At 61.4% G+C, this 22928-nt stretch carries 21 protein-coding genes; 6 read left to right on the top strand and 15 right to left on the bottom strand.

The window, feature by feature from the left end; all coding sequences use genetic code 11:
- The first annotated feature begins 35 nt into the window (after positions 1–35).
- The gene (locus AB4Y87_RS08090; RefSeq protein WP_442003867.1) at positions 36–1364 is read left to right on the top strand and encodes a nicotinate phosphoribosyltransferase; all 1329 of its coding nucleotides are present in this window, start codon (positions 36–38) and stop codon (positions 1362–1364) included.
- A complete protein-coding gene (locus AB4Y87_RS08085; protein ID WP_442003866.1) occupies positions 1364–1990 on the top strand; it encodes an isochorismatase family protein in 627 nt (208 codons plus the stop codon). The genes AB4Y87_RS08090 and AB4Y87_RS08085 overlap by 1 nt, the downstream gene beginning before the upstream one ends.
- A gap of 6 nt (positions 1991–1996) precedes the next feature.
- Here AB4Y87_RS08085 and AB4Y87_RS08080 read toward each other — a convergent pair whose 3' ends face one another.
- The 8 genes from AB4Y87_RS08080 to AB4Y87_RS08045 form a co-directional block, all read right to left on the bottom strand.
- On the bottom strand, positions 1997–3772 hold the full coding sequence (locus tag AB4Y87_RS08080) for a DEAD/DEAH box helicase (protein WP_442003865.1): 1776 nt from the start codon (positions 3770–3772) through the stop codon (positions 1997–1999).
- A 112-nt stretch (positions 3773–3884) separates the two neighbouring features.
- Entirely contained in the window at positions 3885–4220 is a 336-nt protein-coding gene (locus AB4Y87_RS08075) for a DUF3039 domain-containing protein (protein WP_431120260.1), read from the bottom strand.
- Positions 4221–4228: 8 nt separating this feature from the next.
- Positions 4229–5011, bottom strand: a complete 783-nt coding sequence (gene nagB, locus AB4Y87_RS08070) for a glucosamine-6-phosphate deaminase (RefSeq protein WP_442003864.1) — start codon at positions 5009–5011, stop codon at positions 4229–4231.
- An 87-nt stretch (positions 5012–5098) separates the two neighbouring features.
- Complete coding sequence (locus AB4Y87_RS08065; protein ID WP_442003863.1) at positions 5099–6670, bottom strand: transporter; 1572 nt, start codon at positions 6668–6670, stop codon at positions 5099–5101.
- On the bottom strand, positions 6652–7518 hold the full coding sequence (locus AB4Y87_RS08060; RefSeq protein WP_442003862.1) for an ABC transporter ATP-binding protein: 867 nt from the start codon (positions 7516–7518) through the stop codon (positions 6652–6654). The genes AB4Y87_RS08065 and AB4Y87_RS08060 overlap by 19 nt, the downstream gene beginning before the upstream one ends.
- Before the next feature lie 41 nt (positions 7519–7559).
- Positions 7560–8660, bottom strand: coding sequence for an NADH:flavin oxidoreductase/NADH oxidase (locus tag AB4Y87_RS08055; protein ID WP_442003861.1), 1101 nt, complete (start codon positions 8658–8660; stop codon positions 7560–7562).
- On the bottom strand, positions 8660–9661 hold the full coding sequence (locus AB4Y87_RS08050) for a co-chaperone YbbN (RefSeq protein ID WP_442003860.1): 1002 nt from the start codon (positions 9659–9661) through the stop codon (positions 8660–8662). Before AB4Y87_RS08050 ends, AB4Y87_RS08055 begins: the two co-directional genes overlap by 1 nt.
- 38 nt (positions 9662–9699) lie before the next feature.
- Positions 9700–11478, bottom strand: coding sequence for a hypothetical protein (locus tag AB4Y87_RS08045; protein ID WP_442003859.1), 1779 nt, complete (start codon positions 11476–11478; stop codon positions 9700–9702).
- 168 nt (positions 11479–11646) lie between these two features.
- Here AB4Y87_RS08045 and AB4Y87_RS08040 point away from each other — a divergent pair, with 168 nt between their 5' ends.
- Entirely contained in the window at positions 11647–12939 is a 1293-nt protein-coding gene (locus AB4Y87_RS08040; RefSeq protein ID WP_442003858.1) for an AI-2E family transporter, read from the top strand.
- Between the two features lie 14 nt (positions 12940–12953).
- Here the strand turns inward: AB4Y87_RS08040 and AB4Y87_RS08035 are convergent, their stop codons facing one another.
- Positions 12954–13751 (bottom strand): alpha/beta hydrolase, encoded by a 798-nt coding sequence (locus AB4Y87_RS08035; RefSeq protein WP_442003857.1) that lies wholly within the window; start codon positions 13749–13751, stop codon positions 12954–12956.
- 33 nt (positions 13752–13784) lie between these two features.
- On the bottom strand, positions 13785–14129 hold the full coding sequence (locus AB4Y87_RS08030) for an ATP/GTP-binding protein (RefSeq protein WP_224090942.1): 345 nt from the start codon (positions 14127–14129) through the stop codon (positions 13785–13787).
- Positions 14130–14178: 49 nt separating this feature from the next.
- Between AB4Y87_RS08030 and nucS the strand changes: the two genes are divergently transcribed.
- The 3 genes from nucS to AB4Y87_RS08015 all read left to right on the top strand — a co-directional run bounded on the left by nucS (position 14179) and on the right by AB4Y87_RS08015 (position 16702).
- Positions 14179–14874 carry an endonuclease NucS gene (gene nucS, locus AB4Y87_RS08025; RefSeq protein WP_442003856.1) on the top strand — a complete coding sequence of 232 codons (696 nt, stop codon included), beginning with the start codon at positions 14179–14181 and terminating at the stop codon, positions 14872–14874.
- Positions 14875–14971: 97 nt separating this feature from the next.
- A complete protein-coding gene (locus tag AB4Y87_RS08020) occupies positions 14972–16219 on the top strand; it encodes an N-acetylglucosamine-6-phosphate deacetylase (RefSeq protein ID WP_442003855.1) in 1248 nt (415 codons plus the stop codon).
- 279 nt (positions 16220–16498) lie between these two features.
- Positions 16499–16702: a cold-shock protein gene (locus AB4Y87_RS08015; protein ID WP_018776337.1), complete on the top strand. Its 204-nt coding sequence runs from the start codon at positions 16499–16501 to the stop codon at positions 16700–16702.
- 164 nt (positions 16703–16866) lie between these two features.
- On the opposite strand, the gene AB4Y87_RS08010 is transcribed toward AB4Y87_RS08015, so the two are convergent.
- The 5 genes from AB4Y87_RS08010 to atpD are packed head-to-tail and all read right to left on the bottom strand — an operon-like array spanning position 16867 to position 22845.
- Positions 16867–19365: a phosphatidylglycerol lysyltransferase domain-containing protein gene (locus AB4Y87_RS08010; protein WP_442003854.1), complete on the bottom strand. Its 2499-nt coding sequence runs from the start codon at positions 19363–19365 to the stop codon at positions 16867–16869.
- Positions 19362–20660: an alpha/beta hydrolase gene (locus AB4Y87_RS08005; protein ID WP_442003853.1), complete on the bottom strand. Its 1299-nt coding sequence runs from the start codon at positions 20658–20660 to the stop codon at positions 19362–19364. Before AB4Y87_RS08005 ends, AB4Y87_RS08010 begins: the two co-directional genes overlap by 4 nt.
- A gap of 5 nt (positions 20661–20665) precedes the next feature.
- Positions 20666–21097 carry a DUF2550 domain-containing protein gene (locus tag AB4Y87_RS08000; protein WP_224091077.1) on the bottom strand — a complete coding sequence of 144 codons (432 nt, stop codon included), beginning with the start codon at positions 21095–21097 and terminating at the stop codon, positions 20666–20668.
- Positions 21098–21107: 10 nt separating this feature from the next.
- On the bottom strand, positions 21108–21392 hold the full coding sequence (locus AB4Y87_RS07995) for a F0F1 ATP synthase subunit epsilon (RefSeq protein WP_442003852.1): 285 nt from the start codon (positions 21390–21392) through the stop codon (positions 21108–21110).
- Position 21393: 1 nt separating this feature from the next.
- Positions 21394–22845 carry a F0F1 ATP synthase subunit beta gene (gene atpD, locus AB4Y87_RS07990; protein WP_431115631.1) on the bottom strand — a complete coding sequence of 484 codons (1452 nt, stop codon included), beginning with the start codon at positions 22843–22845 and terminating at the stop codon, positions 21394–21396.
- Positions 22846–22928 lie beyond the last annotated feature (83 nt).

The following is a 22928-nucleotide window of genomic DNA, read 5'->3' as shown; positions in this document are numbered from 1 at the left end:
GTCCATTCTATGGCGGCTCGCACTAGAGTGAATTCGTGAGTAGAGCCGCGTCCTGGGACCATCCCGCCACTTCCTTGTACACCGACCACTACGAGTTGACGATGCTCCAGGCCGCCCTGCACTCCGGGGCTGCGCATCGCCGCTCAGTGTTTGAAGCCTTCGCCCGGCGTCTGCCTGACGGCCGCCGGTATGGCGTGGTGGGCGGAACCGGACGCCTCCTGGAAGGAATCGCCGACTTCAGCTTCGGCGAGGCCGAGCTCGCGTTCCTTGAGCGGAACAAGGTGGTCAACCAGGAGACACTGGACTACCTGGCCAACTACAAATTCAATGGAGATATCTGGGGTTACGCGGAAGGCGACGCCTACTTCCCCAACTCCCCCATCCTTATCGTTGAGTCCACGTTTGCCGAAGCCTGCATTCTGGAGACCTACATCCTCTCCGTCCTGAACCACGACAGCGCCATCGCTTCTGCCGCGTCAAGGATGACGTCGGCGGCCGGTAACCGGCCATGCATCGAAATGGGTTCCCGGCGCACCCAGGAAGAATCCGCGACGGCGGCTGCCCGCGCCGCAGTAATCGCCGGCTTCGCCAGCACCTCCAACCTTGAGGCCGGGCGGCGCTACGGCATCAAGACCGTTGGTACTGCCGCGCACTCCTTCACCCTCCTGCATGACACCGAACGCGAGGCCTTCGAAGCCCAGATCGCCGCATTCGGCCCGGGAACCTCGCTGCTGGTGGACACGTACGACGTCGAAGCAGCGGTGCGCACCGCCGTCGAACTCGCAGGGGACAAACTTGGCGCCGTCCGCCTGGACTCGGGCGACCTGATTGCCCAGGCGCAATGGGTCCGCCAACTGTTGGACGACCTTGGAAACGTGAACACCCGGATCGTGGTGACCTCCGACCTCGACGAATTCGCCATCGCTGCCCTCCAGTCCGCCCCAGTGGACTCCTACGGGGTTGGCACGTCCTTGGTGACGGGCTCCGGCGCTCCGACCGCCAGCATGGTGTACAAGCTGGTGAGCAGGACAAACGACGCCGGCGAGTTCATCTCCGTTGCTAAAGCGGCCAAGAACAAGGCCAGCGTCGGGGGACGCAAGTACGCCCTGCGCAAGCTCAACGAACATGGAAGGGCTACGCAGGAGATCGTTGGAATAGGTCGCCGGCCGGAGGACGACGGAAACGACCGTTCGTTGTTGCACCAATTCATCAAGAATGGTGAACTCCTGCCCGGCTGGACGGGCCCCGAAGGCGTGGTCCGCGCCAAAGAACGGCATGCCGCCACCATGGCCGAACTGCCTGCCGTAGTGAACCGCCTGCAGCGCGGCGAAGCCGCCATCCCCACCATCTACGAGGAGAACTGATGTCCAGGGCCCTGATCATCGTCGATGTCCAGAACGACTTCTGCGAAGGCGGCAGCCTCGCCGTCGAAGGAGGCGCTGCAGTTGCCGGCGCCATCACCGAGTACGTGGATGCAAACCAACAGCATTTCGACCACATCGTGGCCACCCAGGATTGGCACATCGAACCGGGAAGCCATTTCTCCGATGAGCCGGACATGGTGGATTCCTGGCCGCCGCATTGCCGGGCCCGGACCAAAGGAGCTGAACTCCACGAGGACCTGGACCCGGAATACATCCAGGCTTACTTCCGTAAAGGACAGTACACAGCGGCTTACTCCGGCTTTGAGGGCGTCCTTGCCCCGGAGGATGATGTTCCTTCCGGGGACCTCAAGGCCGGCACCGCCCAGGCCGAGGTCCTGGATGAAGATGCAATCGGGCTCGATGACTGGTTGCAAAGCCACGACGTCGAGGAAGTGGTGGTCGTGGGCATCGCGACGGACTACTGCGTCAAGGCAACGGCCCTGGATGCTGTCCAAGCCGGGTACACCACTACGGTCATCGCGGATCTCACAGCCGGAATCGCCGAGGACCTCACTGAAACCTTTGACGAAATGGAAGCCGCCGGCGTCGAGGTTGAACGCAGCTAAGCCCGGCTACTTTCGGCCGATGAACCAATCCTGCAACTTACGCAAGCGCGCCTGAAGTTGTTCCTCGTTCGCCTGGGCTACAGCAGGTCCACCGCACAGTTCGCGCAGCTTTGTGTGCACCACTCCATGCGGTGTGCCTGTCCGGGCGGACCAGGCTGCTACGTTTTTGGCCAGTTCGTTGCGTAAGTCCATGAGCATGCGGTGGTCGGGTACGGCTGGTGCAGCTGCGGCAGCCAAAGGCGACTGACGTTTTTTGCGCGATTGCTGTTCGTGCTGCCGCTGACGCAGCAACGTCCCTACTTGCTCGGCGTCGAGAAGTCCGGGAATGCCCAGGAAGTCCAACTCGTCATCAGAGCCGATGTCCGCTCCCGTACCGAATTCACCGCCGTCGAAAAGGACGCGGTCAAAGGAAGCCTGCGAGTCCAGAGCTTCGAACTTGCCCTTGGTCAGTTCGTCCGATGCCTTGTCCTCGCGGTTGGCCTCGGCCATGAGGTTCTCTTCCGGGTTGAAAAGTCCGTCCTCATCCTTTTCCGGGCGGTCAAGGGCGTGGTCGCGCTCGGCCTCCATCGTGTTGGCCAGCACCATCAATGGTGGTACTGACGGTAGGAAGACCGACGCCGTCTCGCCCCTTTTGCGGGCACGCACAAAGCGGCCTACGGCCTGGGCAAAAAACAGCGGCGTAGAGGTGGACGTGGCGTAGACGCCCACCGAGAGGCGCGGAACGTCCACGCCTTCGGACACCATGCGGACGGCGACCATCCACCGTTTGTCTCCCGCGGAGAACTCCTCGATCTTGCTGGAAGCCTTCGAGTCGTCAGAAAGAATCACTGTGGGCGACTGCCCGGTGATCTTCTTAAGCTGCCCCGCATAGGCGCGGGCGTCGTCGTGGTCAGTGGCGATAACCAGCCCACCGGCGTCCGGGACGGTCCGGCGAACCTCGCCAAGGCGTTTATCCGCGGCGGCAAGGACAGCCGGGATCCATTCACCGGTCGGGTTCAACGCAGTACGCCACGCTTGCGAGGTAATGTCCTTGGTGACAGCCGCTTCCCCGAGGGAGGCGGCCATTTCGTCACCTGCACTGGTCCTCCAGCGCATCTGGCCTGAGTAAGCCATGAAAAGCACGGGACGCACCACGTGGTCCCGGAGGGCATTGCCGTAGCCATACGTGTAATCGGCTTTGGAGCGCCGAATACCGTCGCGGTCCTCGGCGTATTCCACGAACGGGATGGGTGAGGTATCGGAACGGAACGGCGTACCGGTCAGGGAAAGGCGCCTTGCCGCTGGATCAAAGGCCTCGCGCAAGCCGTCACCCCAGGACAGGGCCTCTCCACCGTGGTGGATTTCGTCCAGGATGACCAGTGTCCGGGCGGCTTCTGTTTTGGCACGGTGCAGCATCGGCTTGCTCGCCACCTGGGCATATGTCACAGCGACACCAACGAACCCACGGCCATGCTGGCCGTCGGAATTCTTGAAGTTGGGGTCGATGGCAATGCCCACCCGGGCAGCGGCGTCAGCCCACTGCCGTTTCAGATGGTCCGTAGGGGCAACGATGGTGATCCTGTTAACAACGCCGCTATCCAGCAGCGTGGTGGCAATCCGCAAGGCAAAGGTGGTTTTACCAGCGCCAGGTGTAGCCACTGCAAGGAAATCCTTTGGATGCCTGGCCATGTAGAGGTCCAGGGCTTCTTGCTGCCAGGCGCGCAGCTTGGGTGCTGTACCCCAGGCGGCGCGTTCCGGGTATGCCGGAGGCAGGGATGGACCACCAAATAATGTTTCTGTCATGCGGACTCCCCCGGCCTGATGGCAGCGAAAATTAGCCCCGGTTCTCCGGGCACGCGGCAGTGGACCGCATTGCGATCACGATCGGAAGGGACCTGTGTTCTCTTCCCACCCACTACTTGGAATTGCCCGGGCCGCTGTCTCCACCGTCTTTGCCCGGGCGGAGACCCTCATAGATCTCCTTGCACTCCGGGCAGACCGGGAACTTCTGGGGATCGCGCCCCGGCGTCCAGACTTTGCCGCAAAGGGCAATGACGGGTTCGCCGGTCATGGCCGACTCCATGATCTTTTCCTTGCGAACATAGTGCGAGAACCGCTCGCGGTCGCCGGGCTCCACTTCCTGGCGCGTTTCCTCGCGCTCAATGGTGGATGTGGACGTTCCGGCTCCGGAAAGCTCGCGCATGGGGTCGTTTTCGAATGGATCCGGAGGAAGCGTAGTCATGGCATCCATCTTACCGTCTACAGGCCCTGCCACTCCGGCTTGTTGTCGTAGGTGTGGCGGTAGTAATCGGCCAACTTCAGCGACGACGCCGCGGCTTCGTCCACCAAAATTGTGGCGTGAGGATGCATCTGGAGGATGGATGCAGCGCAAATGGCAGCTACCGGTCCTTCGACGAAGTCCCGCACTGCCTGGGCTTTTTGTGCACCTGTAGCCACCAGGATGACGTGCCGGGCATCCATGATGGTGCCCAAGCCCTGGGTGACCACATGGTGCGGGACGTCGTCGATGCTGTTGAAAAAGCGGGCGTTGTCCTTGCGGGTCTGCTCGATCAGGGTTTTGATCCGGGTGCGGGACGCCAGCGATGAACCGGGTTCATTGAATCCAATGTGGCCGTCAGTGCCCACGCCCAGGATCTGGAGGTCCACGCCGCCGACGGCTTTAATTGCATCCTCGTAGGCCTGGCAGGCTGCTTCGAGGTCCTCGGCAGCACCGTCCGGCCCATGCACATTCTCAGGCTTGATATTCACCCGGTTGGTAAATTCGCGCCGGATCACCTCGCGGTACGACTCCGGATGACCTGCTTCAAGTCCGACGTACTCGTCCAGCGCAAAACCGTGTGCCTCGCTGAAGTCCACGCTCCCGGCTTCGTAACGCCGGGCCAATTCATCGTAGATCGGCAATGGTGAGGAACCCGTAGCCAAGCCCAGGACTGCGTTGGGCTTACGGCGCACAAGGGCTTCGATGGCATCTGCCGCCAAGGCGCCAATCTGCTTGGTGCCAGGGAGAATGACAACTTCCATCGTCACAGCCTTTCTAGGTAGGAATTGCGAGGTATTGAGAAAGAGGTTATCCCATGTCCCATGAGCTGGTCATGGATGTTACGGCGTTTAGCGGTTCACACTGAGCTGGGCGAACATTTCCGGGCCCCGCGCATCCAGCCATTTACCGCCAAGGCGCACCCCGGCAACCAACAGAACCATTCCCACAAGTGGACCCACCACAAGGTTAATCCAGCCAGGGACGACGCTGCCGGTAAACAGTTGGGCTCCCATCAGCGCAAGCTGCGGGAGGAGCAAAAGAACCAGGACACCCATGCCTATCATCTGCACGGCCAGTGTCTGGGCAACGTTTCCGGGTGGCTTCTTGAACGGGCTGTCACCGGGCAAGGGCACGGCAATGTTGTATCGCGCGGAGATCACCGAGGACAACCCCAAACCAGTGAACAAAGTGCCCAGCGACAGGCCGATCAGGTTCGGAGCCCATGCCCAGGAACCAGTAAAGAAAAACGGACCTATGGAAAAAAGAAGCACAAGAGGCAGCGAAATGGTCAAGCACGCCATGGCACGGCCCAGGCGGTCATCCACACCCCTGACACCCGATGCCAGATGGAGGGCAAAAGCGGTGTTGTCATAGGAAACATCAGCGCAGATGGACCACGCCATGACAAACGCCGTCAATGGCCCGAGAAGCATGAGCATGCCGTAATCGCCGCTTTGGCTCCCGCTGAAGAAGAAGATCACAGGAAACAGTGGAACCACCACCAGCGAGCCCGCATAACGGGGGTCTTTCATCCAATAAATCAAGGCGCGGGCAGCAACCGCGCCAGCCGGCGTACCTGGCAAGACATCGAACAAGCCACGCTTACCGCCCTTCTTGGCCGAACCTCCGGCGTACGGCGGCGTCACTAGAGCATGTTGAAGCAACGCGTGCCAGCACAGCAGCAATCCGGAAACAGTTGCCCCAGCAATGAGGAGTTTCAGTCCGGCGGAAGCAACGTCTCCAGCCTCAAGGTCACCACCAAGGGACCAGGCCGCGCCAAGAGGAGTCCAGGACACTGTACGGGCAAGCGCAGGGAGATAATCCGCCGTGCCACGAACGCCGTCGACGATACCCACGATGATGGGACCCATCAGCATGAGCGGGATGAAAAAGACGAGGCTGCTGACGTCCTTGAAGCGGCGGGACGACGCCAGTCCGGCAGTCGCCGTCGTCACTACTTTTGACAACACTATGCAGGTCAAGGCCCCCAAAAACGCGCCCAGCAACGCACCCGCCACCGCTGGAAAACTGCGCCACCACGTACCAACAGTGGCAAGCGCGGTAAGGGCTGTGGCGAGGCCCGGGATACCAATGAAACCTGCCAAGGCAAGGCCCGTGAGAAGCTGGCGGGGTGGGATCGCAGACGTGGTGAACCGGGCGGGATCCAGCGTCATGTCAGCTGCGGATGCAAGAAGGGGAACCACTGCCCAGCCAAGCAGCGCTGCAGCCCCGCCCAATACCACCACCGTGTGGGCGATTTCAGCGTCCGCCCAGCGCAGCACAATCAAGGCTCCAATCAAAAGGACCATGATTCCCAGCGCATACAACAGCCCGATGCCCATGCCAATGAGCTGCGCCGGGCTGCGCCTGAAGCCGTTCAGGAGCAACCGCCATTTAAGGCTTAGAAGGTGCGCAACCACTCCAGCCCCTCCGTCCGGTGCCCGCCGCCTACCAATTGCACAAACCGTTCCTCCAGCGTGGAACCGTTCCGTACTTCATCCACGGACCCCGCTGCGAGGACGCGTCCTGCTGCCACAACGGCCACATGGCTGCACATGCGCTGCACGAGGTCCATGACGTGGCTGGAGACGATGACCGTACCGCCGGAAGATACGTAGCTCTCAAGGATGCCCCTGATGTTGGCTGCCGATACCGGGTCCACCGATTCAAAGGGCTCGTCCAATACCAGCAGGCGGGGAGCATGGATCAAGGCCGAAGCCAACGCAATCTTCTTGGTCATACCGGCCGAATAGTCAACCACCAAGGATCCGGCATCGGCTTCAAGGTCCAAGGCAGCCAACAGTTCAGATACGCGCGGGCGAACCACGTCCCGGTCCATGCCGCGGAGCAGGCCCGCGTAGGTGACCAGCTGTTCCCCGGTCAGCCGGTCAAACAAACGGACGCCGTCCGGCAACACACCCATAAGCTTCTTGGCCTCCAGCGGCCGTGCCCAAACATCCACGCCGTGGACCAACGCCGTGCCAAAGTCCGGCCGCAGCAGCCCAGTGGCCATCGACAACGTGGTCGTCTTGCCGGCACCGTTCGGGCCCACCATTCCAAAGAACGAACCAACAGGAACCTCAAGGCTGACGCCATCGACGGCGATCTTCCCACCGAACCGCTTGGCCAGGCCACGGATGGACAGGGCCGATACAGGCAAGTCCGTGTGCGGGTCTGCTGACAACCCGGGTTCAACGGCAGATTGCTGCGGTGCAGGCTGGCGAATGTGGGATGGCTCGGGGAGTGGCTCATGGCGCGGTTCCGTCATGAGACCAGCCTAGCCCCGGCTTCCAGTGGTGCCGGGAGGTGCTAGAAGCCGTGGCGGGGTATGGCCCTCTGGTACTGCGGAACCCAGGAAATATCGTGTCCGAGCTCGTAGGCGGCCCTRAGCCACCAGTGCGGATCCCGCAGTGCAGCGCGGGCCATGAAGACCGCATCCGCACGTCCATTCGCCACGATATCCTCGGCCTGCGTGGCACTTGTGAGAAGGCCCACAGCACCAGTGAGTACACCGGCGTCGCGTTTTACTTGTTCAGCGAATCCAGCTTGGTATCCGGGAGCGGGCCTGATCTGCTGATGGGCGACGGCCCCGCCGCTGGAGACGTCCACGAGGTCGACACCGTGTTCGGCCACCGCCTTCGCGAGGCGGATAGAGGCGTCAACATCCACTCCCCCTTCAGCCCAATCAGTTGCGGAGATCCGCAACAACAGTGGCATGGAGTCCGGAATGACCTCCCTCACGGCGTCCACCACCGCCAGCATCAACCGGTTCCGCCCGTCCTCCGTTCCACCCCAACTGTCCGTTCGTGTGTTGATAAGGGGGCTTTGGAACTGGTGCAGAAGGTATCCATGGGCGCCGTGGATCTCCACGGTGTCGAAACCTACGGCCACAGCCCGCTCAGCTGCGGCAGCAAAGTCGGCAATGACTCCCTGGATGTCTTCTTCGCTCATGGCTTCGGGCGCTGCATAGCCGTCGTAGGGCTGCTGGGCAGGACCAAAAGTGACCCACCCGCCGTCGGCTGCTGGCACGGAGCCGGTCCGGTCTGAAAACGGCCAGTAAGTCGACGCCTTACGCCCGGCGTGCGCCAGCTGGGCGCCGATCTTGCAGTCGACAGCGCCATGCCGGTGAACGAAATGCACAATCCGCTCCCAGCCCGCTGCCTGCTCATCGGAGTACATTCCAGCGTCCCTGGGGCTGATACGGCCGGATGCATTCACCGCAGCAGCTTCACTCAGGATCAAAGCAGCACCACCGGCGGCAAAGGATCCGAGGTGCATCAAGTGCCAGTCGTTGGGTACGCCTTCACCTGTTTCCGGCGTGCAACTGTACTGGCACATGGGTGACACCCACCCACGGTGCGCAGTGCCCAGCGAACGGAGCTGCAGGGGTGTGAACAGCGCCGAGGGCACTAGAAAAGAACCCTCGCAAGCCCTTGACGGGCTTTGGCCACCCGCTCATCCGAGGTGCCCACTACCTCGAAAAGATCAAGCAGGCGTAGACGGGCGGTCTCGCGCTCGGGGCCGAAATTCCGGCCGATGAATGCAATGATGCGGTTGAATCCATCCTCGATGTGCCCGCCGGAAACGTCGAGGTCGGCCACGCCCAACTGGGCCTGCACGTTATCGGGCTCCTGTGCGGCCAGTTCCCGCAGGTTTTCAGCTTCGGCAGCTGACATCTTCTCAAGCCGGGCCATCAGCTCCACCTGCGCCAGACCTGCTTTGGCATCGGCGTCTGCAGGCATTTCCAGCAGTGCCTGCTTATAGGCCGCGGCTGCCGCCCCGTAGTCTCCGGCCTCGATCGCGTCGATGGCTGCTTGGTGGAGGGGAGGCAGCGGTGCTGGTTCCGCTTCGCCCTCCGGCGCAGCATCGCCGATGCTCCCGGTGACGCCATTGGCCGCCGCAACCTTGAGCAGTTCATCAACGAGGCCACGGATCTGCTCGTCGTCGGCAGGACCCTGAAAGAGCGGCACGGGCTGGCCCTTGACCACGGCGACAGCCGTGGGAACGGCCTGGACCTGGAAGGCCTGTGCGAGTTGAGGGAACGCGTCCACGTCAGCGGCAGCAAGAATCAATCGACCGCTGTAGCTTTCGACGACGCGCTGGGCAGCGTCAAGGACGGCCGGAGATTCGGCGGCATAGCGTGACCAGAGAAGGAAGAGGACAGGTATCTGGGCGGACAACTGCACCAGATCCTGAAAATTGGTTTCGGTAGCGTCCACGCGAAGGGGTGCACGTCCCGATTCAGCTCCGCCTGATCCGCCGGATTCCGGAGTACCGGAATCGGCAGCCGCGCCTGCGGGCGGTGACTGGGGTGGGGCGGCGGGCCGGCGCAACGACGAGAGGTCGACGGCGCCGCGCAGGTTGAGCTGGCTGGCAGCGGCTGGAGTGGGTCGGTATCCGGGCGAACTCATACCGTCCACTCTAGCCGCTGCCCTGCCAAGGGTGTGCCCTACTTGAAGCTGGCTCCCACAAGTCCGCGGGTAGCCGCTACGAGCTTCATGGGATCAGCTGAACCTGCCGGCGGAATGTAAACCGCCACGGACTCGGCGAAGTTCAGGACCATGCCGGTGGTGGTTTCCTTGCCGCCGGCGAAGACAGCGGAGTCGTCCTCAAGAATGAGTTTGTCCCCTGCCGCTTTCGGCGTCCCTTCGAATGCGAAGTCCAGGCGTCCCACAACCAGGGCGCCGCCGTCGGCTGTGCGCAGCACCACGGTCTGGTTGTTCACGGGGGTGTGGGAGAACTTGAAGTTGGCACTCGTCCCGTTCTTCACGGTGTCTGCCTGGTAGGCAAGGGCACCGGCGATGTACGGCGAGGATTGACCATCAGCCAGCTTGCTCCTGTTCGGCGAGTCGGGAGTTGTCAGCATCTCACCGAGGATTCCCAAGGCTTCGTTGCCGCTGTAAGCCAGACCGGTCTTGTCATCGGCGGCCGCAGGAGCGGTTCCATCGCGGGGAACGGGGAACGAAGGAAAGTTGGTGCCCGGCTGCAACGGAGCGCTGCCCCAGAGCTTGTAGTTTTCCCGTGGTGAGAGCTGAACCAACGTCAGGACCTGGGGCACGACGTTGCCCTCGCCCTGGGTCAGGGCGAACACGGTACGGGGCCAGTCGCGCTTGGTACTGATGACGCTGCTCTGGAGCTTGGTGGCACGAACCGGCATGCGGGGCTCGTAGGCAGACACCGTAGAGCGGATCTTGTAGTTCTGGGTGCGGACCTGGAGTTCCATCTTGTCCACGCGCGGCGCGAGCTTTGCAGCATCCTTGGCGGCATCCGCTGCGTCCACAGTGCTGGCAACCTGCTCCAGGATGCGCTGCAGCTGCGATTCGAGCATCACAGGTGCTGCGTCCCCTTCCGTCGAAGCGGAAGAAGAGGGGCTGGAAGTGTTCGCAGGCTGAGGGGTGGACGTTGCCTGGGCAGCGATTGCCGTACCTCCCACAAGGGCGGTGGCGAGTGCCGCGGCAACGGCAGTAATCCGCAGGCTTGAGCCTTCCGCTCCAGCGCCCCGGGGACCATCAACCTTGCCGGGTGGCGCCTGGACGGGCAGGGAAGTGGTTTCCCCGCCACTGTGGGGCCCACCGAAGTCATCACCATTGCGGTGCTCATCGCCCTTGCGGCGGTTGCTGATGGCCTTGGAAATGAACGGGAGGGCTACGCCGGCAAGCATGATGATTATGCCAAGCACGATGAGCGGCACGGCCCAAGGCGTGGTTGCGTTATTGGGGAAAGTCATCGAGATGGACGACGGCGCGGGCTTGGTTCCGTCGCTGGCAACCAGGAGGGACCACTCGCCTCCGGCAGGCGGATTCCAGGTGTAGTCCAGCTCTCCACTGGCGTCTTCAGTGTTAACCCACAGATCCGAACCGACAGGAGAGGGAGCTGTTGGTTCGCCGTCGGAGGAGGCCACTTCAAGGGACTTCTGGTCCTTGGAGACACCAGTCAGAGTATTGTGGGCGGTTTTACCCACCCAGGCTTCGACGTCGTCCGGGCGGCCCGTAGCGACGATGAAGTTGCCTTCACCCTGGATCTTGATCTTCACCGGCCCGTCATGGAGGGCGATCAACTTTTGGTCGATCACGGTCAGCGGGGCAGCTTTTGTGTCACTGGGAACCGAGGCCGTCACGGTCTCGGCGGGGGCCCAGAAAGTCAGCTGGCCAATGCCGGCCAGCATCGTCAGCAGGCCCAGCAGCACCAGCAAGGCTGCAGTCTTCAAACGCACAGGATCACCTATCATCAGCGGTCGTTGAACTTCAAGGGTAACCGTTTTGTTATCAAAGAGTCAGATCGGCCCATGGCAACGGAGACGCCCAGATCCCTGCACTGGCGCCGCGAAGGCCGGATTCCGGGCTCCTGATAGTGTGGCGATGATCATGATATCCGGTAGAAAAGGCAGCAGAACCGCGTGAAAGACCACTTGGAGCCCCGTCCCATCGATGAGTCAGGCTCAACTGTGGTGGACGCCCCCGCGGATGGGACCTCCGCCACCGTTCCGGTCCGCACCGGACGCCTGGCCGCAATAGCCCGCAAGCTGCGGCAACCAATCCCGGGAGCCCGCACACGGGTCAGGTTCGAGATGCCTCCCGAAGACGAGGCCGTTGTCGTAGCGGAGGGTGTCAAAGCCGACGAGGACAACGATTTCGGCGCTCCAGGACCCCGTATGTCATCCCAGCACCCGCTGTATGTGGGCTTCATGGGCACGGCCGGGGTTGGCGTGGCCCTGCTGGTCTTTTACATCGCCAGCAATACCACCCAGCTGATCCTATGGATTGTTGCCGCGCTCTTCATCGCCCTCGGGCTGGATCCGGTAGTCCGGTGGCTTGAGACCAGGAAGGTCCCGCGCCCTGGCGGCATCCTGTTATCTGTCTCTGTCCTGGTCCTTGCGGTTGCCGGGTTCTTTGCAACGTTGATTCCCACCATCGTGGAACAGGTGTCCGAGATCGTCCGGCAGGCACCAGAGTGGATACGGGGCTTCCTGGACTCGGACTTCTTCCGGACAGTGGACAGCCAGTTCGGCATTCGTGACCGCATCACTACCGAACTGGATAAGTTCGTCAAGGATCCCGAAGCCATGGGCGGCATCTTCGGCGGCGTTGTGGGCTTCGGTTCCACTGTGGCCAACGGATTGTTCGGCACGCTGATTGTCCTGGTGCTTAGCTTGTACTTCCTGGCTGCCCTGCCATCCATGAAGAAATGGGCCTACCGCCTGGCGCCGAGGTCACGCCGCCCCCGCGTCGAGGCACTTTCGGAAGCGATTACCGATTCAGTAGGCAACTACGTGATTGGCCAGGCCTGCGTCGCCCTGCTGAACGCATTCTTTGCCTTCATCGTCATGAGCATCCTCGGAATTCCCTTCAGCGTCCTGCTTGCCTTCGTGGTGGCGCTGTTGGCCTTCATCCCGCTGGTTGGCGGCATGATCGCCGCTGTGGTGGTTATCCTCGTGGCGCTCACAGCCGGCTGGCAAACGGCCGTGAGCTATGCGATCGCCTACTTTGCCTACCTGCAGTTCGAGGCCTATTTCATCTCGCCCCGCATCATGCAGCGGGCTGTGGCCGTGCCGGGCGCAGTGGCCGTGATTTCAGTCATCGCCGGCGGAAGCCTGCTGGGTGTCCTGGGTGCGTTGATTGCCATTCCGACAGCGGCGGCCATCATGCTGCTGATCAAGGAAGTCTTCATCATGCGCCAAGACAGGCACTGACCCCCTCCGCTTAGCTATGCGCCGTTGGCGACCAGGCCCGCCCACTCACGTGGCAGGCCGTCCACACCGGCACCTGCCGCAGTGACGTCGTCGACGATTTCGTCCAGGACACGCGCCGCGTACTTCTCTCCCACCCACAGGTGCTTGGCGCCGTCGACGCCGACGAGCCGCGCTTGGGGAACCAGGCTGAAGCGCTGGGCTGCTTCTGCAGGGCGAAGATAATCGTCGTGTTCCGGAACCAGCACGGTAAGCGGCTTGCCTGAGGCTGCCCATTCTTTGAGGTGGACATCCGTTGCCCGGTGCAGCGGCGGAGACAACAGGACCGCGCCCTCGATCTGCGACGCCACGGGTTCAACTGCGCCGTACATCAGCGCAAGTTCAGTCCCGAACGACCAACCCACCAACCACCGATTCGGCAGGCCACGCTCAACAGCGAAACGGACAGCTGCTTCGACGTCGTAACGCTCGCCGATGCCCTCTTCAAACTTGCCCTGGCTGGTCCCGCGCGGCGAGTGTGTGCCACGGGTATTGAACCTCAGGACCGCTACGCCTGCCAAAGCCGGCAGCCTATACGAAGCCTTGCGGTAAACATGGGAGTCCATGAAGCCGCCATGGGTCGGCAGCGGATGGAGGGTGATCAACGTTGCACTGATCTCCCCCGATTCCGGCACGGCGAGTTCCCCCAGCAGGAGTTTTCCGTCTTCCGTGGTGAATTCCACATTCTCCCGACGCGCGGGAAGGACGGTGGAGGCCCGAATCGCCGACGGAGCATCCTGCGCAGTGAAAACGAACGAGGCGGGGTCAAAAGTCATGCCACCAAGCCTAAGGGAACCAACGGGACCTGGTCAGCGATACCGGTAGGTCCGTGACGTCCAGCAGTTGGTGTGCCAATGCCTGCGCTCGGCCAGCCCGGCCGCTTCGCCAAAAAGGTGGTTATCCGACCACACCACCAGATGCGCGATGCCCGGGAGGATGGCTGTCGAGCAGCCGGGGCAGATGTACTGCTTCTCCGCCTTCCTCGCCGTCATGGTACGGACCATCCAGTCACCATCCGGGGCGCTTTCCCTGCGCGCAATCCCCGCCCTTGCCCGTTCCAGATCCAGTTCCGGGGCCTCGTCTGCCCACTTGCCGGCAGGTTTGTTCGAACGTGTGCTGGCGGCGTTGCGACGAGGGCGGTTGGAGCGGGGCATGATTCCATTCTGCCCCAGCCACCGGCCGCCAACGGGTAAGGTAAGGCGGGTGCGACTCGTCATAGCCCGTTGTTCTGTTGATTATGTTGGCCGTCTCAAGGCCCACCTCCCCCTCGCCACCAGGCTCTTGCTGGTCAAGGCCGATGGCTCGGTACTGGTGCACTCCGACGGCGGTTCGTACAAGCCGCTGAACTGGATGAGCCCGCCGGCCACGCTGCGCGTTACGTCCCCTGAGGAAACCGAAGTGGAAGAGGGCGTGGTTGAGCAGTGGACCGTGCAGTCGGCCAAGACCGATGATCGGCTCATTATCAACATCTATGAACAACTGCATGACACCTCCCATGATCTGGGTGTTGATCCTGGGCTGATCAAGGACGGCGTGGAAGCTGACCTGCAACGCCTCCTGGCAGAACAGATCGAGACCCTCGGAACCGGATACTCACTCATCCGCCGGGAGTACTTCACCGCCATCGGACCCGTGGACATCCTTGCCCGGGACGCGAGCGGCGCCACGGTGGCGATTGAGCTGAAGCGGCGCGGCGACATCGACGGCGTCGAGCAGCTGACCCGGTATCTGGAGCTGCTGAACCGGGATCCACTACTGGCGCCGGTCCGGGGGATTTTTGCAGCCCAACAGATCAAGCCCCAAGCCAAAGTCCTCGCCAACGACCGCGGAATTGACTGCATAACACTGGACTATGACGCCATGCGCGGCGTGGATGACAGCGAATCCCGGCTCTTCTGATTCTTCCCTGTTCTCGCTCGGTTCTCCCTGGGTTTTCCCTGGGGTTTTCCCTGGGTTCTCCCTCTGGGGGGAACCTTAGGCCACTAGAATCAGAGTCATGACTGCCGCAGACCATTTTGCCCATTCTTCCGCGCCCAGCCAGCAGATCCTCACGGGAACACTTGTAAGTGACGGCGCGGTGGTGGAAGACGGCCTCCTGGCCATCGACGGCGACCGTATTGCTTATGCCGGGCCGGCGGACGGCTTTGACGCGGATGAGTTTGAAGGCTTCGGGCACGCCATACGCATCGGTGCGCCCAGCGGCCACTTCATCTTCCCTGGTTTGGTGGACGTCCACTGCCACGGCGGAAATGGTGGGGACTTTCCAGGCGGGGAGGAGGCCTCGGCCCGCAAAGCAATTGAGTTCCTGCACCGCTCCGGCACCACAACTTTCCTCGCGAGCATGGTTACCGCGCCCCGGGAGGACCTCCTTCGCGGGATCGAACTGTATGTGAAGCTCGTCGACGAAGGCCTTGTGGCCGGCATCCACCTGGAGGGCCCTTTCCTCTCCCATGCACGATGCGGCGCCCAGAACCCGGACTACCTGCTGGAGCCGGACCTGGACCTCATGAACGAACTCGTGGGTGCTGCCGCCGGCAAACTTGCCACCATGACATATGCCCCGGAATTGCCGGGGGCCGCTGCCTTGGTAGATTTAATGACCTTCCACGGCGTGACGCCATCGTTGGGTCACACCGACTGCGACGACGCCACAGCCGCTGCGTCGTTGGCTGCGGCCCGTGAAGGACTGGAATCGGCAGGGTTCGACGGCGTCAGCTCGCTCCCGACCGTGACGCACCTTTTCAATGGGATGCCACCAATGCACCACCGCGCGCCAGGCCCCGTTGCTGCTTGCCTGCGGGCCGCCCAGTCGGGGAAAGCAGTGCTGGAACTCATCGCCGACGACACGCATCTGGACCCCAGCACTGTGGCTACCGTATTTCAGTTGGTGGGCGCCAGCAATATTCTCCTGGTCACGGATTCGATGGCCGCTGCCGGGCTCTCGGACGGAAACTATATGCTCGGGCCCTCGCCGGTGACCGTGAGCAATGGCGTGGCAACCCTGGATTCCACTGGTTCCATCGCAGGAGGCACAGCCACACTCCTGGAAGTGGTCCGCAAAACCGTGGCGGCGGGTGTCGCCCTTCCGGACGCCATCTGCTCGGCGACTGCAGTGCCTGCAGCCATTCTTGGACTCTCTGACGAGGTGGGTGGATTGCGGCGGGGCCTTCGCGCTGACGTTGTTACTACCGATCAGGAACTGGGCCTTACTGCGGTCATGCGTAACGGACAGTGGCTGGCTTAGGACAATCAGACGACGGTGAATTGCGGTTGTCAGCGTTACCTTCTTTTTACCGAAAATTTTCCCGAATTGCCTTAAAGACCGTTGACCTCCGGCACGGCACATGAAAGTGTTGTAGCAGTCTTTGTGTAGGTGGTTTTCATGCTCGCAAGACGAGTTGCGAGCGTGAAGCTCCTGCGAAACCATACAGGCCAAGCCTGGACGGAATCCGGATCTTCTCGCGGAGTAACAAGGGCCGGTACGAGGTGTATCGGACTGATGTTCCATAATGAGGAGAAATACATGGCACTGGGAACCGTCAAGTGGTTCAACGCTGAAAAGGGCTTCGGCTTCATCACCCCGGATGACTCGGATGGGGATGTTTTCGTTCACTACTCTGAGATCCAGACCGGTGGTTTCAAAACCCTCGATGAGAACCAGCGCGTTCAGTTCGAGATCGGTCAGGGCGCCAAGGGCCCCCAGGCAACCGGCGTTACGGTCGTCTAGTCTTACCTGTTGATTTTGTTTGTTGCAGTTTCAACTGACATGTTGGTCCCGGCTTTCGAGGCGGGACCAACATGTTTAATAGTCAGAATGTCTGATATTTCAACAACTCCTGTTACAAACCGTGAAGAAATGCGGGACGCCATCTTGGAATAGGCGTTGACAATTCAAGCAACGAGGGTTCGCAGTAATCTGGCGGATTGTCGAACAGACAATCCCGGAAGGTATGCGCGACTCAATGCCCTGCCTATTGCCGGGAGGTGCAACGGGTCTTGGTAATACATGAACAAAGTTCGGTAGTCCGGTTGGAAACGTGATTTAAAAGAAGCCAACGATCGGAAACCATAAACAGGCTCCAGCGCCTGGCCAACCAGGTCCAGCATGCCGGCAAGTCCCTCGGCCCGCTGATCAATCTCACCCTTTTCCCGTGCCAGGGGCGAACCGGAAAGGGATATGACGTCCACGGACTCCCGGAGATGCAGGATGGCCGAGGCAATCAGGAATTCCATCACTCCGGGGAAGGCATCGCCACGGCGACGCATGAAGTCCAAGGTCCAGCTCACAACGTTGCCGTCCCGGTAGACCGGAAGCCAGCTGGTCACACCGTAAACGAACCCCTTTGCGTCAGTTGCCACGCAGCACAACACATCAGGGTCCTCGAGCTCATCCAGGCCGCCCAACGTGAACCCCATCTCAGGTACGCGTTTTTGCGCAGCCCACTCTTCGGACACCTCGCCCACTTGCGCCCGCAGGGCATGCGGAAGCGCGGCATACCGACCCCATGTGGCGGTGATTCCCATCTTTGCTGCCCGGTTGAGTGATGTCCTGACGTTCTGCCACTCCTTGCCGCGGAACTCCAAGCCCCTGATCCTCAAGCGGGTTTCCTGGGCGACGGCAACCCTTCGAAAACCGCGGGCCTGAAGCATAGGCCATAATTCATCGGTGCAGGAGTAGAGGCAAGGTATCAAGGCATGCTGGGAGCAGTAGTCAAGGAATCCTCCAGCCGTCTCCGCATGGTGCTCCTTCGCACCTACGGGACCCGCCAAAGTCAGGGCGACATGGCCATGCTGCTGATAGGCCACTCCCCCGGTCCCCCGGGGATTGAACCAGTATTTGTTCGGCTCCCAGAGCGCCATCCAAGACAGCGAATCACCGCCGGTTTTCACCAATTCACGTGCGCGATCCCTTCCTTGATGGTCCAAACCTGCGGAATGGTGGCCTCGGATGAGGAGTACCCACGCTCCAATCAATGCCACTAGCCAGAAGACGGTGCCGGAGTAGGAAAACAGGAACACTTCAAGAGCGTCGCGCTCAGCAAACACTTTCCGGTACACGCTGGGCAACGGAACCGGCAGGTACTGTCTGGCGAGCTCGGCACCCAAACCCAAGAGGCCGCCGTCGCGCGTCATACCGCCTGAAGCCAACCACACGCCAGCGTACGCGAGCGCCAGTGTTCCGCCGGTGAGGCCAACGAGCCAGAAGACCCGCCGCCGCATCCGGGCAGAAGACTCAACGCGGAAATGTCCACGATAAGCGAACAGGAGGACGGCCAGGGTCAGCGGAACCAAGACCAAGGGAATGAGATGTACAACAGCCGGGTTCAGCGTCGGCACTCGACGCCCTTGAGGCAACGGGATGCTGGCGAAAAGCCCCAAATAAATTGTGGAAAGGGCCACGACCAATAGTTGGACACCGATGGCTATCCCAAGGGCCAGACGCCTGCCACGACGCATGCCCTCGGCGCAAATGAGCAACAACACCACGGGCACGACAGCCAGGGCCAGCCCGAAAGGGCCCGTGTAACCCTGGCGGCTTAACTCAAGGCAAGCAACGTCGATTGTCCCACCGCAAGTGCTTTCCAATTGGCTCAGTGTCGGGAGCGGGTTCAGGATGACATCCCGCAAAATTGCCAGAGGACCGGACGGGCTCTTGGCGGCAGCAGTCAGGATAGGGCCGGCAGCGAAAATGGCCATGGTAAGGGCCAGCAGGTTCCGGACTTCGCGGCCCGTGGAGCGGTGTAAATGAAGGTGACCCTGGCTGCTCTGCATCCACCAGGCAGCTCCAAGGCCGATCAACGCTCCCACAAGGCCCATCACTGTCTCGGCATGTCCGATGTACAGCACCAGCAGCAGGGACAAGGAGAGCACCACGGTCCTCAGGCGTCGTTGCCACAGCGTCGGCAGCAACGCACTGGCTGCAAGTGCCGTAGCGATCAGGGCGCCATAGGGTCCGATCAGCGGGGTATCCACCATCCTGGAGATCCAACCGTCATCCATGTACAGCGCCACTTGGGTGACCAGGAGGAACGCCGCAATGCACGCAAACTGACTCCCCAGGAAGACACCGGCCGTCCGGAGGAAGCCGAAACGCCGCTCCGCCAGCCCCAACAGGAAGAGGATCATGAGGGCTGCGGTGACAAACGCCAGCAGGTTTGTGGTGAAGAACAGCGACGTCCAGATGGACCACCACTGCCCCGACCGCAGACCGGCCAGGGTCACTCCCGCCACAGGCAGCAAGGATTCTGCAGGTCCCGCAAGGATACTTCCGGACAGAAGGGACACCGCTACGAACAAGGCAAGGACGAACGTGGTGAACGGTGTGGCGCGGAGATGTTTGGCGGTCTGCCTCAAGGCCGGCTGCACGACGCCTTTCAGGGCAAGGCTCATTGGCTTAGTCCCCATCGGGAAGACAGGAACTCCAAGGCACCAGGCATACCCCTGACCACTGTGTCCCAAGAGTGGCCGGCGTGTTGAATGGAGTGCGCTTCCGTGGTGAAACCCGCTTCCTTCCCAGCATCCGCGAGAACGTGCATGTAGTCGGTAAACTCAGTGTCAGTGGCTCCTGCAGCCAAGTACAGGCCGCTGCCTTCGTAATTCCGCTGCTGCATCAAGAACAATGGCGTCCTTGACTCGAAAGCGCCCACGTCGCCTTCGAACGAGTCTGCGATGGTCTTATTCCGGTCCTTCGCCAGGGAAGGCTCCCGTTCAGCGGAAAAACCCACTATCGAAGTGAACAGTTCGGGATGGTTTGTCCCCATCTGTACGGCGCACGTGCCGCCGAACGAAAAACCACCAACAGCCCACAACCGATGATCTTTTGATACGTCCAAGGTGGAGCTGATCCAGGTGGGCACATCCTGGGACAGGTAAGTGTCAGCCTGCGCGATGCGGCTGTCCATGCACAGCGTATTGGCGTTTCCCGAGCCATTTGGGTCCACCACGATCGCGACCGGTGCGATGCCGCCATGGGCTTCAGCAAACCTGTCCAGTTGTGCGCGGAGTTGGCCCCCGGTTAACCAGTCGGCCGGACCACCGGGCTGCCCTGAAAAGAGCACCAGCACCGGCAAACTTGGCCGTGCTTCAGTTTGATAGGCCGGTGGAAGGTAGATGTAGGCTTCGCGTGCTGTGAAGCCCGATGCGTTTCCCGGGATTTGAGCCTTCCGAAGGATGCCGCTCCGCGGCATTGACTCCGGAGCTTTCCAAACCGAGGGCGCAGGTCCCGGCTTGCTGTCCGGAGCGCGTTGAAGGCTTGACTCCAAAGGTTGAATCCGGGCGACGGCCGTGCCCAGAAGGTCAGCGACAGTGTTGTTGAGGCCAAAGTACGCATTGACCTGGACGAGGCTCACGAGGACTACGCCAAGCATGGCAGCAAGGCTTCGGACACGGCTCTTCCAGGTGGCGCGCGGAAAGCGGGCCCCAAACAGCAGGGCGGCCGCGACAGCCGGAACCGACCAGGCCACAGTCTCAAAGGGAAGATTTTCCGAGAAGATGGCCATCAGATCAACCAGGATCCAATGTGCCAGGACCACAAGGCCAACAGCACCCGCCAAGCAGGCTGCGACCGCCAGCGGCCAGGAAGATTGGCGCTTCCACAGCAGGTACACCGCCCCCGCCATGCCCGCAATGATGCTCAACCACAGGAATGGACCATCAACAAGGCTGATGTCCAGAAGAGAATCCATGGGGCCTAACGCCAGGTTCCGACGCCGATGACAGGCCCGGCTTCGAGCCAGGAGGAAAGACCGGCATAGGCATCGAAGTTCATGGCAAGCATGAACTTCTTACCTTCATATTGGAGTTCAACCACGACGACGCCAGGCTGCACCTTGACGAGCTCATCCTCAGTCGGTTGACGCCGGCCAAGAAGCTCCAAGGAACTGCGTTTGTATCTATGTTTTGGGATCACGCTCAGGGACATCAAGCGGAACCACTCAAGTTCATTGTCCTGATAACGACAAACCCCCATCTGCCAACTGTTTCCAGCCGTGCAAATGGAGGCGTCAACCGTGCCCAGGGCGCGCCGCAGGTTGAAGCGGCGCACCCCAAAAAGGCACAGTGAAAAAATCAGCAACGCAAACGCCGTTGCCAGGGCGATGAACGGAATAAGGGAATCGTCCATCAAGGTCGTGCTATCGGATCCCCGCTGTAGCCGCTTCGCCCATTTGGGCGTTGTCAGCAACAATGACCACACGATCGTTGTCCACGGAGAAGAATCCACCGTCAACAACTACCGCAATACGGTCACCGGAAACCGGCTGGATTGCCAGCTCACCCTCAGCCAGGATGGCCAGGAGGGGCGAGTGGCCCGGCAGGATTCCGATTTCACCATCGCTGGTGCGGGCCTTCACCATCTTGGCCGCGCCGGACCACACAAAGTGGTCCGCTGCGACAATCTCAACCTCGAGCTCAGCCATACTACTTGGTCTGTTCCTGGATCTTGGCCCATTGGCGCTCGACGTCATCCAGGCCGCCGACGTTGAAGAACGCCTGCTCTGCGATGTGGTCCAGCTCGCCGTCGCAGATAGCGGTGAAGCCTTCCACGGTGTCCTTGATGGACACGGTGGAGCCTTCGACGCCGGTGAACTGCTTGGCGGTGTAGGTGTTCTGGGACAGGAACTGCTGGATACGACGTGCACGGGACACGACGATCTTGTCTTCTTCAGACAGTTCGTCAACGCCGAGGATGGCGATGATGTCCTGGAGTTCCTTGTTCTTCTGCAGGATCTGCTTTACACGGACAGCCGTGTTGTAGTGGTCCTTGCCGATGTACTGGGGGTCCAGGATGCGGGAGGTCGACGTCAGCGGGTCAACGGCCGGGTACAGACCACGGGAGGCGATTTCACGGGAAAGTTCCGTGGTCGCGTCGAGGTGTGCGAAGGTCGTTGCCGGAGCCGGGTCGGTGTAGTCATCAGCAGGCACGTAAATAGCCTGCATCGAGGTGATGGAGTGACCCTTGGTGGAGGTGATGCGCTCCTGGAGGAGACCCATCTCGTCAGCGAGGTTCGGCTGGTAACCCACTGCGGACGGCATGCGGCCGAGCAGCGTGGAAACTTCCGAACCTGCCTGCGTGAAGCGGAAGATGTTGTCGATGAAGAGCAACACGTCCTGGTTCTGAACATCGCGGAAGTACTCCGCCATTGTCAGAGCCGACAGCGCAACACGCAGACGCGTTCCCGGCGGCTCATCCATCTGGCCGAAGACAAGGGCGGTGTCCTTGAGAACGCCCGCCTCTTCCATTTCAACCCAGAGGTCGTTACCTTCACGGGTACGCTCGCCAACACCGGCGAATACCGAGGTACCACCGAAGTTGCGTGCAACACGGGTGATCATTTCCTGGATCAGAACGGTCTTGCCAACACCAGCGCCGCCGAACAGGCCGATCTTTCCACCCTTGATGTACGGGGTGAGGAGGTCGATAACCTTGATGCCGGTCTCGAGCATCTCCGTGGAGCCCTCGAGGGAAGCGAAGGACGGAGCCTTGCGGTGGATCGGCCAGTAGGCGTCAGCCTTGATCTCGGACTCTTCAACATCCAGCGGCTTGCCGAGGACGTTGAAGATGTGGCCCTTGACGCCGTCGCCGACGGGCACAGAGATCGGAGCGCCGGAGTCCCGCACAGTGGTACCGCGGACGAGTCCGTCGGTAGCCTGCAGGGAGATGGCGCGAACGAGATTGTCACCCAAGTGCTGGGAGGTCTCGAACGTGATGGTCTTGGTCTGGCCATTGAGAGTGATCTCAGTGGTCAGAGCGTTGTAAATCGAGGGGATTGCGTCAGCCGGGAATTCGACGTCGACAACCGGACCAATAACACGGGCAATGCGGCCGGTGGCACCGGCCGTTGCTACGTGTTCGGTAGCAGTGGCAGTCATCTCTCTCACTTCACTCAGTAGATGGCGTGGGGTTAAGTTTATCTGTTTGGTGCAGGTGCGGCTTCGAGCCGAATCCGTATCGG

Origin of the sequence: Paenarthrobacter sp. RAF54_2, from assembly GCF_052113945.1 — a bacterium.
Lineage (GTDB): Bacteria > Actinomycetota > Actinomycetes > Actinomycetales > Micrococcaceae > Arthrobacter.
The sequence above is the reverse complement of the archived record's forward strand: the minus strand, read 5'-3'. Positions and strand labels throughout refer to the sequence as shown.